The following is a 13,791-nucleotide window of genomic DNA, read 5'->3' as shown; positions in this document are numbered from 1 at the left end:
TGCTACTTCAGCTCGGTCTTGCGCTGGATGATCCGCGAGACCAGCCCGTATTCCACCGCCTCCTCGGCCGAGAGCCAGCGGTCGCGCTCGATGTCGGCCAGCACCACGTCGATGGGCTTGCCGGTCTCGCGCGCGATCTCGTGCGCGATGCGCTGGCGGGCCTTGATGATTTCTTGCGCCTGGATGGCGATGTCGGTCGCCTGCCCGCCCGCGCCGCCGCTGGGCTGGTGGATCAGGAAGCGCGTGTTCGGCAGGCACACGCGCCGCTCGCGCGGGGCCGCCAGGAACAGGTGCGTGGCGGCACTGCCGACCCAGCCGGTGCCGATCATGTTCACCGGCGCGCCGATGAAGCGCACGATGTCGTGGATCGCATCGCCCGACTCCAGGTGCCCGCCGGGCGAGCTCACGAGGATGTCGATGGGCTGCTGGTTGTCCGCGTCCAGCGCGATGAGGCGGCGCGTCACGTCGGCGGCCACCGCGTCGGTGATGCTGCCGAAGATCAAGAGCGTGCGCGATTTGAACGCCTTCTCCTCCAGGTAGGAGTTGCGCGGCTCGGCCGTGGCCGCGGGCTTGGTGTCGTCGTCGGTTTCCATGATGAAGAAGCACTCCTTGTGGGTTGAACTGTCTTGACGAACAAGCCCACAGTTTCGTGACATTCCGGCCTATGGCAAGCTGCGCCGATGCTCGATGAACGCTACCTGTCGCAATTGCCGGCGCATCGCAGCCGGCTCGTCCGTGCCGCGGCACGCCTCCTGGGCAACACGGCCGAGGCCGAAGACGTGGTGCAGGACACGTACCTGCGCGCCCTCGAGGAGGGTGACAGGCCCGCGCTCGACGCCGCGCAAGCTTGGCTGACCACCGTCATGCAGCACCTGGCCATCGACCGGCTGCGGCGGCGCAACTGGATGCAGCGCTGGCTTCACGAGGCGGAGGTGCTGATGCCTGCATCCGAGCCCGCTTCCATCGAAACCAACGCAGCACTGGCGCAAGAGGTCGAACAGGCCTTGCGGCTGCTCGCCGCGCGACTGAGCCCCGCCGATGGCGCCGCGGTGCTGCTGCGTGAGGTATTCGAAGCCAGCTTCAAGGAAATCGCCGAGGCCAGCGGCAAGACCGAGGCCGCGGGCCGGCAGCAACTGCATCGCGCGTTGCTGCGGCTGCGGCAGGACCCCAAGGACGCGGAAGACGGAGGACCGGAAGCAGTCTTCCATGCGTACCGGCAGGCGCTGCATGACTGCGATGCGCGAACCCTGTTCGCGATGCTGCGGCAGCCGCCGGCGCGTGCGCTCGCCATGTCGGCTGCAGCGGCACCCAGCTCCGGTACGCCGCGTGTGGTGTGCCAGGTGATGCAGATCGGCGGACGGCTCGGCCTCGTGCTGACCTTGGGTGGGAAGGTGCTGTGCGTGTTGCCGCTGGATGCGCCACAGGCCGAAGAGGCGTTGCATTAGCTCCTTCCCCCTCTGGGGGAAGGTTGGGATGGGGGCACGCGCGGCCTCAAAGGCTGCATGGCATTGAATGCCGCGAGCCCCCACCCCGGCCCTCCCCCGGAAGGGGAGGGAGAAAGACAAGGGTCAGCCCGCGAGGCGCCCCGCCACCAGTTGCAGCACCCGATCGCAGCGCTTCGCCAGCTCCTGGTCATGCGTGACCATCACGAAGGCCGTGCCGTGGCGGTGCGCCAGGTCGAGCATCAGCTCGAACACCGTGTCGGCCGTGCTGCGGTCCAGGTTGCCCGTCGGCTCGTCGGCCAGCACGCAAGCGGGCTGCGTGACCAGCGCCCGCGCGATCGCCACGCGCTGGCGCTCGCCGCCCGAGAGCTCCGCCGGACGATGGTGAAGACGCTCACCCAGACCGACGCTCGCAAGAATCTTCGCTGCGGCCTGCGCCGCCTGCGACGACTCCACGCGCCGGATCTTCAGTGGCATCGCCACGTTGTCCAGCGCGCTGAACTCCGGCAGCAGGTGATGGAACTGGTAGACGAAGCCGAGGTGCCGGTTGCGCAGCCGCCCCTGCTCCGCGGCGTCGGCATGCGCGATGTCCTTGCCCAGCAGCTCGACCTTGCCCGCGGTCGGCGAATCGAGCCCACCCATCAGGTGCAGCAGCGTGCTCTTGCCCGAGCCCGAGGCGCCGACGATGGCCAGCGTTTCGCCGGCATGCACGTCGAGGTCGACGCCGTGCAGCACGGTCAGGTCGATGCGCCCTTCCTGGAAGCGCTTGGTGAGGCCACGGGCCTTCAATACCACTTCACTCATAGCGCAGCGCCTCCGCGGGGTTCACGCGGCTGGCGCGCCAGCTCGGGTACAGCGTTGCAAGGAACGCGAGGATGAGGGAAATGATCGCGATCGGCATGATGTCGCTTTGCTGCGGGTCGCTCGGCATCTTGCTGATCAGGTAGATGTCCTTGGGCAGGAAGCTCGCGTGGAAGAGCTGTTCGAGGAAGGGCACGATCACGTCGATGTTGTAGGCGATGCCCAGGCCCAGCAGGAGGCCCGCCACGGTGCCGATCACGCCCACCATCGCGCCCTGCACCACGAAGATGCCCATGATGCTGCGCGGCGAGCTGCCCAGCGTGCGCAGGATCGCGATGTCGGCGCGCTTGTCGGTCACCGTCATCACGAGCGTGGAGACGAGGTTGAACGCCGCCACCGCCACGATCAGCGTGAGGATGATGAACATCATGCGTTTCTCGACCTGCACGGCCGCGAACCAGGTCTTGTTCTGGCGCGTCCAGTCGCGGATCAGAAACTCGGGTCCCGGCAGGCTCACGGCCAACTGGTCGGCCACCTCGCGGGCCTCGTTCAGGTCCTTGAGCTTGAGGCGAATGCCGGTCGGCCCTTCGAGGCGGAACACCTTGGCCGCGTCCTGCTCGTGCACCATGGCCAGCGCCGAGTCGTACTCGTAGTGGCCCGAATCGAAGGTGCCCACCACGGTGAACTGCTTCAGGCGCGGCACCACGCCGGCCGGCGTGACCTGACCACCGGGCGCCACCAGCGTGATCTTGTCGCCCGGCTGCACGAAGAGCGAGCGCGCGAGTTCGATGCCCAGCACGATGCCGAATTCGCCCGGCACCAGCTTGTCGAAGGTGCCCTTGCTCGCGATGCCGCTGGTGTCGGTGACCTCGGGTTCGAGCTTGGGGTCGATGCCGCGGACGATCGCGCCCTTCATGTCCTCGCCGCGCGCGATCAGCGCCTGCGTGTTGATGAAGGGAGCCGCGCCGATGACCTCGGGGTTCTTGCGCGCGGCGGCCATGATGTCGTCGAGGCTCTGCAGCGCCTGGCCGTCGCGCGAGAAGATCTCGATGTGCGACACCACGCCGAGCATGCGGTCGCGCACCTCTTTCTGGAAGCCGTTCATCACACTGAGCACAATGATCAGCGCCGCCACGCCCAGTGCGATGCCAAGCATCGAGACACCGGAGATGAAGGAGATGAAGCCGTTGCGCCGCGTAGCCCGGCCTGCGCGCGTATAGCGCCAGCCGAGCTGCAGTTCATAAGGGAGTCGCATAGGGGCGGAATTGTGGCATCCCGAAACGTTTGGGGGCTTCCGGGACAATAGAGGGATGGCCGAACACCCCCCACGTCACTTGTTGATCCCCTTCGCCGGCCGCGGTTCCCCTGCCTGCCGCGCGGCATTGCCGGCGCTGAAGCTGCCGAACCTCGAATCCCTGCTCTCCCGGCTCGCCCTCGCCGACACCGACTCACAAGACGAAAGCACGCGCTCGCCTCCGCACGAAAGGGCACTCGCCAAGGCGCTGGGCATCTCCGCCGCCGACGGCTGCATTCCCTGGGCCGCACTCGAAGCCCGGCAAACCGGCCTCGCCACGCCCGACGACACCGAAGGCTGGGGCGTCGTCACGCTGTGCAACTGGCAGGTCGGCATCGACGACGTGGCGCTGGGCGACCCGGCCGCGATCGAGATCGATGCCGCCGAATCGGCCGCGCTGCTGGAGGTCGCCCGGCCGTTCTTCGAGGAAGACGGCATCGCGCTGCACGCCTCTCCCACGCCGGGCCGCTGGCTCGCCCGCGCCCGCATCTTCGACGGCCTCGCCACCGCCTCCATCGACCGCGCAGTGGGCTACCCGATCTCGCAGTGGTCGCCGCTGGGCGATTCGGCGCGGCCGCTGCGCCGCCTGCAGAACGAGATGCAGATGCTGCTCTACACGCAGCGCGTGAACGACGACCGCGCCGCACGCGGCGTGCCACCGATCAACTCGTTCTGGCTCAGCGGCACCGGCGCGCTGAAAGGCACTACACCGACAGCCTCCGCACCGACCGTGAGCGAGGCCCTCCGCGTGACCGCCCTGCGCGATGACGGCACGGGCTGGGCCGAGGCCTTGCAGGCGCTCGATGCGGGCGAGATTGCCTCGCTGCTGGCCGACTACACGCGCGGCGCCGACGTGGCGCTCACGCTCTGCGGCGACCGTGGCGCGCAGCGCTACACGGTGCAGCAGCGCGGCCTTACCCGCTGGGCGAAGAGCCTGTTCGACCGCACACGCGCCGCCAGCGTGCTGGAGGCACTGTGAAGATCATTGCCCGCGAGATTCCGCCGCGCACCGTCTGGGCCCTCGAGCAGGCAGGCGTGCACCCGCTGCTCGCACGCCTCTTTGCCGCGCGCGGCGTGATGGCCAAGGACGAACTCGACGACGGCCTCGCCCGCCTGCTGCTTCCCGACACCCTGCGCGGCACGCACGAAGCCGCCGTGCTGCTGGCCGACGCGATGGCGCTGGACAAGCGCCTGTGCATCGTCGCCGACTACGACTGCGACGGCGCCACCGCCTGCGCGGTCGGCGTGCGGGGCCTGCGCCTGCTGGGCGCAAAGAACGTGAGCTACCTCGTGCCCGATCGCGTGGTCGACGGCTACGGCCTCACGCCGCCGATTGCCGAGCGCGTGGCCGACAGCGGCGCCGACATGCTGATCACCGTCGACAACGGCATTGCCAGCGTCGAAGGCGTGGCGGCTGCGAAAGCGCGCGGCCTGCAGGTGCTGGTGACCGACCACCACTTGCCCGGCCCCGAGCTGCCGATCGCCGACGTGCTCGTCAACCCGAACCAGCCCGGCTGCGAGTTCGAGAGCAAGAGCATCGCGGGCGTCGGCGTCATGTTCTATGTGCTGCTTGCGCTGCGCTCCGAACTGCGCGCACGCGGCGTGTTCGATGTGGCCACACAGCCCAAGCTCGATGCATTGCTGCCGCTCGTCGCACTGGGCACCGTCGCCGACGTGGTGAAGCTCGATGCCAACAACCGCCGCCTCGTCGCGCAGGGCCTGCGCCGCATCCGTGCAGGCGCAATGCCCGCGGGCATCGCCGCGCTCTTCAAGGCCGCGGGCCGCACGGCTTCGGCCGCCACCACCTTCGACTTCGGCTTCGCCCTCGGCCCGCGCATCAACGCGGCTGGCCGGCTGGCCGATATGACGCTGGGCATCGAATGCCTGCTGACCGACGACGCAGGCCGCGCCGACGAGCTCGCGCGCATGCTCGACGGCATCAACCGCGAGCGGCGCGACATCGAGGGCGGCATGCGCGACCAGGCGCTGCTGCTGGCCGAGTCGCTCTTCGCCACCGATGGCGAAGGCATCGAGGCCCCGCCGGCGGCCATCAGCGTGTTCGATGTGAACTTCCACGAAGGCGTGGTCGGCATCGTGGCCTCGCGCATCAAGGACCGCTTTCATCGCCCGACCTTCGTGTTCGCCGCGAGCGGCGCGCCGGGCAAGGAAGAGGAACTCAAGGGCTCCGGCCGGTCGATTCCGGGCTTTCACCTGCGCGATGCGCTGGACCTCGTGGCCAAGCGCCATCCGGGCGTGCTGCTGCGCTTTGGCGGGCATGCGATGGCGGCGGGCTGCACGGTGGCGCGCGAGCACTTCAAGACCTTCGAGCAGGCGCTAGCGCAAGTGGCGGGCGAATGGCTGGCGGCGTCGGCGCTCACGCGCCAGATCGAGACCGACGGGCCGATCGCGCGCGAGTACATGCGCATCGACCTCGTGGACACGCTGCACCGCGAGGTGTGGGGCCAGGGCTTTGCGCCGCCGACCTTCAGCGAAGAGGTGGAAGTGGTGTCGCAGCGGCTGGTGGGCGAGAAGCACCTGGCGCTCAAGCTCAGGCACCAGGGCCAGCCGATCGATGCGATCTGGTTCAGCCACACCGAACCGTTGCCGCCGAAAGTGAAGCTCGCGTTCCGCCTCGACGCGGACGAATGGCAGGGCGTGCGGCGCCTGCGCTTCCTGGTCGAGGGGGCGGAGTTCTAGAAGAAAAAGAGAAAACCAGGGCCCTGCGGGTTACCTGGTTGGAGGGGGGAGACTGCGTTTCGTCGCGCCGGCTGCCTCTTCACAGGCACGCACAAGCCGGCAGATGCAACCGGTCGAATGCTCGTCAGAGCACCGTTCGACGGGTTGCACCCGCGCTCCCCCGGAGTCATTGCACGTACAAAGACACCAACACGACAAACGCCCAGCTGTAGGCCACGACCACGCACAACCCCATGAGGAAGCCCTCCGCCCTGCGGCTGGCCTCCGTCGCACGGGAATGAGCAAGCAGCGTCTCCGAATTCCGAAGCAGCAGCCGGTCTATGTCCACAGCGTCAACCCCCCTCCTCACAGCACCTCCCTGATTCGCAAGCCGGCCCCATCGAAGCAATCGCTCCTCCGTCCGTGGACAGAAAAAGTCGTCACGCTCCCTCCCAGGATCTGCGGTCGATGCAGCCTGCATTGCGTCCCTCCTGCGCCATTCGATGAAGCGCACGCCGTGGACTTTAGAGACAACTGAATTTCAAACAACTAATGATTAATACCAGTCACGGCCATTGGCGCAATTGCACCGCGGTGGAAAGCTCGATTCTTGATTTGGCGTAATACTTCCGTGTACGCGTCATTGCGCAACACCAGTGAATTCTGCGTATTCCCTCTGAGCCGGCCGTGGTGCAATGCCACGAAGCCATGGCAATGATCGGCCGGCAGATCACCGAAGCGCGCCAGCGCATCGACAATTCCCCGGTCAATTCGAGCCGTCAAGAATTGACGGTCGTATTCGCCTCTATCACGAATTCCCTGGGGATGAGAATTCTGAAAAGCGTGCCGCGGCCCATCACGGATTTGACCTCGATGCGGTAATTGAGGCGCGTGGCAAATCGCTTGACGATGGCCAGACCCAAGCCCACGCCTTTGGTACGGCTTTGATCGCCGGGATCTTCCTGGTGAAAGGCGTCGAAAATCCGCTGCCGCGCCTCGGGCTTGATTCCGGGGCCCTGATCCCAGATTTCGATGACTGCACCTCTGGACGTTTTTCGGGCGCACACCAATACACCGCTTTTTGTGTATTTGAGCGCATTGGAAACCAGGTTCTCGAGCATGCGCAGCAGCATGGAGGCATCGGTGCCCACGGTGATTCGTGCCATGCGAAACCGCAATTGCACGCCATGGCGCTCGGCGATTTTCTCGAAGTGCAGGTCGAGCTTTTGAAACAGGGACTGAATTTCCGTGGCCCGGATCTTCACCCCGGCATCGAGCGCTTCGATTCGTGCGAATTCGAGAATGCTGTTGATATAGACCTGAAGCGCATCGATTTCCTGCCCCAGGCGGTCCAATGTGGATTCCGCGGATTGATTGATCTTGGTGGCCGCCCTGGCGGAGAGCACCCACAATTTCGCGGCATGCAAGCGCTGCTGAAAGTCGTGGCTGGCGCCCGCAAAGAATTCCGAACGGGTATCGAGCGTCTTGTACGCGATGTCCTTCAGTCTTTCGAGTTTGTCATTGGCTATTTCGAGCTGATTCACCAATTGACTGGCTTCATGGGTGCGTGCGAGCAGATCGTTGAGCTGGCGGATGGCAATGAAGATGTTGAGCCACATCACGGCCAGCACGCCCAAGTCGAGCACCGCGATGACCGGAAGGGTCGCCACCTCGTTCATGTACAGCTCGATGGACAGCGCCCCCCACATCACGACGTTGTAGATGATCACGACGATCGGCGTCACCGGCCACAGCCCCGTGACCGAGACGCTGATGCCGAGCAGGCTGATGCACAGGACCAGCACGCGCACCGTCAGCACCGGCCCCACGAACAGGTGAATGGTCCAGACCCAGTAGAGGCACGCAATGATGCTGATGAAGATAGGGATCAGCTTCAGCGCGAGCGATCTCTTGATCTCGGCCGGCGGCGTCTGCGTGAGCGGCCAGAAAAGCCCGATGCGGATCAGCCACGTCACCACCGAGACCACGATCCAGGCCCACATGGCTGTCGGACTCAGGATGGGCGCGCTCGCCTCCGCAACCAGCAGTCCGAGGATCGTGATCCAGTAGGCAACCTGCTGGACAAAAAATTGGCGCTCCGCCAGATGCCGGTGCGCCAGCGTTGCGTGGATCAGGGAGCGGGAAAATCTCCCCTGCTTCTCCATGAGCGATTCATCGAGCGGCTCTTCCTTCTTGCCAATGCTCCGGCGAAGGGTCTCAAGCAGCCCCATCGCTGCTCCTCGCAGCAAAACCCGCCAGGAGCCCGAGTTGCAATGCCTTCTGGACAGCGTGCGCGCGCGATTTGACGCCCAGTGCTTCCATGGCGGAATCGATGTGGTAATTGACCGTTCCCGGGTGCAATGACAGCAATCGCGCGATTTCCTTGGTGGAGCGCCCCGCGCCGACGAATTCCAGGCATTGGCATTGGCGGTTGGTCAGGCGGATCGCGCTCGGATCCGCGCCCAGATCGGGCAATTGCGGAAAAACCTTTTCGCCCGCAATGGCCTTGTCCAGGCTCGCCTCGAGCTCCTTGATTTCGATGGCCTTCAGGATGTAGCCCTGGAATCCGCTGGCCTTGGCCTGGGCGATGTAGTCCGCCCGGTGGGTGCCGGTCAGGATGCAGGTGAGCCCTTCCTTGCCCAGCTTCTTGATTTCCATGGCCAGCGAAAGGCCGACCGCGCCGGGCACGTCCAGGTCGAGCAGGATCAATCCCCAACGGTGAGGGGTTGCCTTCAAAGCGAACAGCGCCTTTTCGGCGCTGTTGCAGACGTCGATGTTGGCAACGAGTGGACTTCGCGCAATCTTTTCCGCCGTCGCTTCCGACACCAGAGGCTGGTCTTCTATGAACAAGACGTTGATCATCGATTTTCTGTCCGGGATTTCTAGTTTTGCCGAATTGGAGATCAGCTTGGGCCGGGTCGCCCATTCCGCCACTTTACTAAAGATCACAAAGTCAACTGGAGAAAATAACTGGGACTTGGCGCCCAGGGAACGGGCGATTTTCACCAATGAATTGACTACTTTTTATTTATAAACTGACGCCTTCCATCGTTCTCCGCATTTGCCATCCAAAGAAAAACCCCCCGGGCGGTGAACCACCAGGAGGGTTGTTTCGGGTTTGGTGCCGCTTGTCGGAATCGAACTGACGACCTTCCGCTTACAAGGCGGGTGCTCTACCAATTGAGCTAAAGCGGCTGAATTTCTTCGGCGTGCGTGATTCTAGTGGCCGTTGCGAGCGCCTACTTGACGCGCTTGAGCGACGGCCGCGAACCGCCACCGGCCGGCGGGCGCGGCGGCTCGTCGACGGGGTCGGTGGCTGCGCCAGCAGGGCCTGCATCGACCATTTCGCTGCCCTCTTCGCCCGTCACCAAGTGGACGATCTTGCCGGCATCGCCTTCGGTGCCGCGCGAGGCATCACGCAAAGGCATGCGCGCAGGCCCCGTGGGCGAAGCGGGCACATCCCCGTTGTCGACCGCGGGCGCCGGCGCGGGAAATGCCATGCCCTGCCCGTTCTCGCGCGCATAGATCGCGATCACGCGCCCCACCGGCACGCTGATCTCGCGCGCACTGCCCGCAAAGCGGGCCTTGAACTCGATGAAATCGTTGCCCAGCTTGAGCGAGCTGGTCGCATCGAAGCTGATGTTGAGCACGATCTCGCCGTTCTTCACGTACTCGCGCGGAACCTGGACGGTGTCGTCGACCTGCACCGCGACATAGGGCGTGAACCCGTTGTCGGTGCACCATTCGTACAACGCCCGGATGAGGTACGGGCGGGTGGAAGACGACTCGAGCGCGTTGATCATGAAAGGGAAGGCAGCGAAGAACGGTACGGTGGACGCAGTCTTACTTGCGCATGACCTTTTCGGAAGGCGTGAGTGCTTCGATATAGGCCGGACGCGAGAAGATGCGTTCAGCGTACTTCAGAAGCGGTGCCGCGTTCTTGCTGAGGTCGATGCCGTAGTAATCGAGGCGCCAGAGCAGCGGCGCGATGGCCACGTCGAGCATCGAGAAGTTGTCGCCCAGCATGTACTTGTTCTTGAGGAACACGGGAGCGAGCTGCGTCAAGCGGTCGCGGATGTGCGAGCGCGCCTTTTCGATGGCCTTCTCGTTGCCCTTGGTGGTGCGGTTCTCGAGCGTCGAGACATGCACGAACAGTTCCTTCTCGAAGTTGAGCAGGAACAGGCGCACGCGGGCGCGGTCGACCGGATCGCCGGGCATCAGCTGGGGATGCGGGAAGCGCTCGTCGATGTACTCGTTGATGATGTTCGACTCGTACAGGATCAGGTCGCGCTCGACCAGGATCGGCACCTGGCCGTACGGATTCATCACGCTGATGTCTTCGGGCTTGTTGTAGAGATCGACGTCGCGGATCTCGAAGTCCATGCCCTTTTCGAACAGAACGAAGCGGCAGCGGTGGGAAAAGGGGCAGGTCGTTCCTGAATACAAGACCATCATGGCGAGAGACTCCTAAAAATCAAAAAGAGTGGGTCGCGTTGGCAACCCACTCTGTGGGACCGGATGCACGAGGCATGACCGGTCGGCGTGGACGGAACTACTTGACGTCTTTCCAGTACGAGGCGTTCAGTCGCCACACAAAAACCACCGACATGGCCAGGAACAGCAGGACCCAGACGCCGATGCGGATGCGGGTGTTCTGCGCGGGCTCGGCCATCCACTGAAGGTAGCTCACCAGGTCGCCGACGGCATTGTCGTACTGCACTGGCGTGAGGGTGCCGGGGGTGACCTGCGTCCACTTGCCGGTGAACACGTCGGTTTCATGACCGTGCTGCTCGACCTTGCTGTAGACCGGCTGGCGCTCGCCCTGCAGTTCCCACAGCGGGTTGGGCATGGCGACGCTCGGGAATGCGAGGTTGTTCCAGCCGGTGGCCTTGGTGTCGTCGCGGTAGAAGCTGCGAAGGAAGGTGTAGAGGTAGTCAGCGCCGGTGCCGCCGTGGCCGGCACGCGAGCGTGCAACCAGCGTGAGGTCGGGCGGCGTGGTGCCGAACCAGTCCTTGGCCTGGCGCGCGTCGATGTTGGCCTTCATGGTTTCGCCGACCTTGTCGGTCGCGAACAGAAGGTTGTCCTTGATCTGCTGCTCGGTGATGCCGATGTCCTGCAGGCGGTTGTAGCGCATGAAGGCGGCCGAGTGGCAGTTCAGGCAGTAGTTGACGAACAACTTGGCGCCGTTCTGCAGGGCCTGCACGTCGGTCGTCTTGTTGGGCGCCTTGTCCCATGCCAGGCCGCCCGATTCGGCCGATGCAGTGGCGGAGAGGGTCAGCCCCAATGCGAGACCCATGACCGCGAGCCAGCCGGAAATTCTTTTCTTCATCGTGTTTCTCTCAAGCTCTTGCACTTCTCGTGTCTCGTCTCAATGGGCGGCGAAGACCACGCGCTCGGGCACGGGCTTGAATTCGCCCTTGCGGCTCCACCAGGGCATCAAGAGGAAGAAGCCGAAGTAGAAGAGCGTGCCGATCTGCGAGATGGTCTGGGCGATGTCGAGGGCGAAGGAGCCGATGACCAGGTTGCCCCAGACACCAGGCGGCTGGATGCCCAGGTAGCCCAGGATCAGGAAGAAGAAGACGAACACGCCGTACACATACTTGTGCCAGCTCGGGCGGTAGCGGATCGACTTGACTTCGCTGTGGTCCAGCCACGGCAGGAAGAACAGGATGATGACCGAGCCGCCCATCACGACCACGCCCCAGAACTTGGCGTCGAAGGCCTTGAGCAGGAAGATGGCCACGGCCGCCACGACGACGATCGCGATCTTCAGTGCCGTGCCCGACTTGCCCTTGACGAAGTTCAGGATCGCGGCCAGGCCGATGATCAGCGCGAACACGTTCACCATGTCGTCGGTGGTCGCGCGCAGCATCGAATAGAACGGCGTGAAGTACCAGACCGGGGCGATGTGGTTGGGCGTCTTGAGCGAATCGGCCGGGATGAAGTTGTTGTACTCCAGGAAATACCCGCCGGCTTCGGGCGCGAAGAAGATCACCGCCGAGAAGATCGTGAGGAACACCACCACGCCGAAGATGTCGTGCACCGTGTAGTACGGATGCGACGGAATGCCGTCGAGCGGGTGGCCGTCGGGGCCGCGGTTGGCCTTGATCTCGATGCCGTCGGGGTTGTTGGAACCCACTTCGTGCAGCGCGATCAGGTGGGCCACCACGAGGCCAAGCAGCACGAGCGGCACGGCGATCACGTGGAAGCTGAAGAAGCGGTTCAGCGTGGCGTCGCTCACCACGTAGTCGCCGCGAATCAGCAGGGCCAGGTCAGGACCGATGAAAGGGATGGCGGCGAACAGGTTCACGATCACCTGGGCGCCCCAGTAGCTCATTTGCCCCCAGGGCAGCAGGTAGCCCATGAAGGCTTCGGCCATGAGGCACAGGAAGATCGCGCAGCCGAACACCCAGATCAGCTCGCGGGGCTTGCGGTAGCTGCCGTACATGAGGCCGCGGAACATGTGCAGGTACACCACGATGAAGAACGCCGAGGCGCCCGTCGAGTGGATGTAGCGGATGAGCCAGCCCCAGGGCACGTCGCGCATGATGTACTCGACCGATGCGAACGCCTGGTTCGCGTCGGGCTTGTAGTGCATCACGAGGAAGATGCCGGTGACGATCTGGATCACCAGGACCAACATCGCCAGCGAGCCGAAGATGTACCAGAAGTTGAAGTTCTTCGGCGCGTAGTACTTGCCCCACTGGTCGTTCCAGAGCTTGCTGAGCGGGAAGCGGTTGTCGACCCAGTTGAGCAGCTTCGCGCCGGCGGGCGCATTGGGGGAAATTTCGTGGAATTCAGCCATGTTCTTCTTCTGCCTCAGGCCTTCTTGGAGTCTTCACCGATCAGGAGCTTGGTGTCCGACAGGTACATGTGCGGGGGCACAGGCAGGTTGTCGGGAGCGGGCTTGTTCTTGAAGACGCGGCCGGCCAGGTCGAACGTCGAACCGTGGCAAGGGCAGAGGAAGCCGCCTTCCCAGTCGGCCGGCAGCGAAGGCTGGGGGCCGGCCTGGAAGCGGTCGGTCGGCGAGCAGCCCAGGTGGGTGCAGATGCCGACTACGACCAGCACGTCGGGCTTGATCGAGCGGTGCTCGTTCTGCGCGTACTTGGGGGTGAATTCGTCGGGGTGACGCTTGGAGAGCGGATCAGCCAGCTGGCCGTCCAGCTTGGGGAGCTCGGCGATCTGCTCCGGGGTGCGCTTGAGGATCCAGACCGGCTTGCCGCGCCATTCGACGGTGATTTTCTCGCCGACCTTCAGGCCCGAGATGTCGACTTCGACAGCGGCACCGGCGGCCTTGGCCTTCTCGGAAGGCTGGAAAGTGCTCACAAAGGGAATTGCGGTGGCCACGCCGCCCGCTACGCCGGCACAGCTGGATGCGATCAACCACGTCCGCTTGCTTGTGTCGATCCGGGGCGAGCCGGAGGTCATGTCACTCATGGGGATCCTCTTGTCTTCTTCGCTGGAGCAGGGGTCAACCCGCGATTGTAGCGGGGCGCCGAAGGGATATTCAATGGCTGCCATGCGCGTGGCCGGCGAACGATGGCCGGCGCGGCGCGTCCGTGGAACGCGCACCACACA

General features: G+C 64.5%; 13 protein-coding genes and 1 tRNA gene. 3 read left to right on the top strand and 11 right to left on the bottom strand.

Features of this window, described 5'->3' with window-relative positions; genetic code table 11:
* Positions 1 to 2: 2 nt before the first annotated feature.
* On the bottom strand, positions 3 to 593 hold the full coding sequence (locus GNX71_RS06440; protein ID WP_198788865.1) for an ATP-dependent Clp protease proteolytic subunit: 591 nt from the start codon (positions 591 to 593) through the stop codon (positions 3 to 5).
* A gap of 87 nt (positions 594 to 680) precedes the next feature.
* On the opposite strand from GNX71_RS06440, the gene GNX71_RS06435 reads away from it, so the two are divergent.
* On the top strand, positions 681 to 1,445 hold the full coding sequence (locus tag GNX71_RS06435; protein WP_206177547.1) for a sigma-70 family RNA polymerase sigma factor: 765 nt from the start codon (positions 681 to 683) through the stop codon (positions 1,443 to 1,445).
* Positions 1,446 to 1,568: 123 nt separating this feature from the next.
* Here GNX71_RS06435 and lolD read toward each other — a convergent pair whose 3' ends face one another.
* Both lolD and GNX71_RS06425 read right to left on the bottom strand, forming a co-directional pair.
* Positions 1,569 to 2,246 (bottom strand): lipoprotein-releasing ABC transporter ATP-binding protein LolD, encoded by a 678-nt coding sequence (gene lolD / locus GNX71_RS06430; RefSeq protein ID WP_206177546.1) that lies wholly within the window; start codon positions 2,244 to 2,246, stop codon positions 1,569 to 1,571.
* Positions 2,239 to 3,498: a lipoprotein-releasing ABC transporter permease subunit gene (locus GNX71_RS06425; protein WP_206177545.1), complete on the bottom strand. Its 1,260-nt coding sequence runs from the start codon at positions 3,496 to 3,498 to the stop codon at positions 2,239 to 2,241. Before GNX71_RS06425 ends, lolD begins: the two co-directional genes overlap by 8 nt.
* A 79-nt stretch (positions 3,499 to 3,577) precedes the next feature.
* On the opposite strand from GNX71_RS06425, the gene GNX71_RS06420 reads away from it, so the two are divergent.
* Both GNX71_RS06420 and recJ read left to right on the top strand, forming a co-directional pair.
* On the top strand, positions 3,578 to 4,516 hold the full coding sequence (locus tag GNX71_RS06420; RefSeq protein ID WP_241027184.1) for a hypothetical protein: 939 nt from the start codon (positions 3,578 to 3,580) through the stop codon (positions 4,514 to 4,516).
* Positions 4,513 to 6,234, top strand: coding sequence for a single-stranded-DNA-specific exonuclease RecJ (recJ, locus tag GNX71_RS06415; RefSeq protein ID WP_206177543.1), 1,722 nt, complete (start codon positions 4,513 to 4,515; stop codon positions 6,232 to 6,234). Before GNX71_RS06420 ends, recJ begins: the two co-directional genes overlap by 4 nt.
* Before the next feature lie 758 nt (positions 6,235 to 6,992).
* Here the strand turns inward: recJ and GNX71_RS06410 are convergent.
* The 8 genes from GNX71_RS06410 to petA all read right to left on the bottom strand — a co-directional run bounded on the left by GNX71_RS06410 (position 6,993) and on the right by petA (position 13,650).
* Positions 6,993 to 8,444, bottom strand: coding sequence for a HAMP domain-containing sensor histidine kinase (locus GNX71_RS06410; protein WP_206177542.1), 1,452 nt, complete (start codon positions 8,442 to 8,444; stop codon positions 6,993 to 6,995).
* Positions 8,431 to 9,219, bottom strand: coding sequence for a response regulator transcription factor (locus GNX71_RS06405; protein WP_206177541.1), 789 nt, complete (start codon positions 9,217 to 9,219; stop codon positions 8,431 to 8,433). Before GNX71_RS06405 ends, GNX71_RS06410 begins: the two co-directional genes overlap by 14 nt.
* A 113-nt stretch (positions 9,220 to 9,332) precedes the next feature.
* Positions 9,333 to 9,408 (bottom strand) — tRNA-Thr (locus GNX71_RS06400).
* Positions 9,409 to 9,452: 44 nt separating this feature from the next.
* Positions 9,453 to 10,016 carry a ClpXP protease specificity-enhancing factor gene (locus GNX71_RS06395; RefSeq protein WP_206177540.1) on the bottom strand — a complete coding sequence of 188 codons (564 nt, stop codon included), beginning with the start codon at positions 10,014 to 10,016 and terminating at the stop codon, positions 9,453 to 9,455.
* Between the two features lie 40 nt (positions 10,017 to 10,056).
* Positions 10,057 to 10,668 carry a glutathione S-transferase N-terminal domain-containing protein gene (locus GNX71_RS06390; protein ID WP_042579119.1) on the bottom strand — a complete coding sequence of 204 codons (612 nt, stop codon included), beginning with the start codon at positions 10,666 to 10,668 and terminating at the stop codon, positions 10,057 to 10,059.
* A 97-nt stretch (positions 10,669 to 10,765) separates the two neighbouring features.
* Positions 10,766 to 11,542, bottom strand: a complete 777-nt coding sequence (locus GNX71_RS06385) for a cytochrome c1 (protein WP_206177539.1) — start codon at positions 11,540 to 11,542, stop codon at positions 10,766 to 10,768.
* A gap of 39 nt (positions 11,543 to 11,581) precedes the next feature.
* Entirely contained in the window at positions 11,582 to 13,018 is a 1,437-nt protein-coding gene (locus tag GNX71_RS06380) for a cytochrome bc complex cytochrome b subunit (RefSeq protein WP_206177538.1), read from the bottom strand.
* A 14-nt stretch (positions 13,019 to 13,032) separates the two neighbouring features.
* The gene (gene petA, locus GNX71_RS06375) at positions 13,033 to 13,650 is read right to left on the bottom strand and encodes a ubiquinol-cytochrome c reductase iron-sulfur subunit (RefSeq protein WP_206177537.1); all 618 of its coding nucleotides are present in this window, start codon (positions 13,648 to 13,650) and stop codon (positions 13,033 to 13,035) included.
* Positions 13,651 to 13,791 lie beyond the last annotated feature (141 nt).

This window comes from Variovorax sp. RKNM96 (assembly GCF_017161115.1).
Taxonomy (GTDB): domain Bacteria; phylum Pseudomonadota; class Gammaproteobacteria; order Burkholderiales; family Burkholderiaceae_C; genus Variovorax.
Note: the sequence above shows the minus strand (reverse complement) of the source record. Positions and strands in the feature narration are given on the sequence as shown.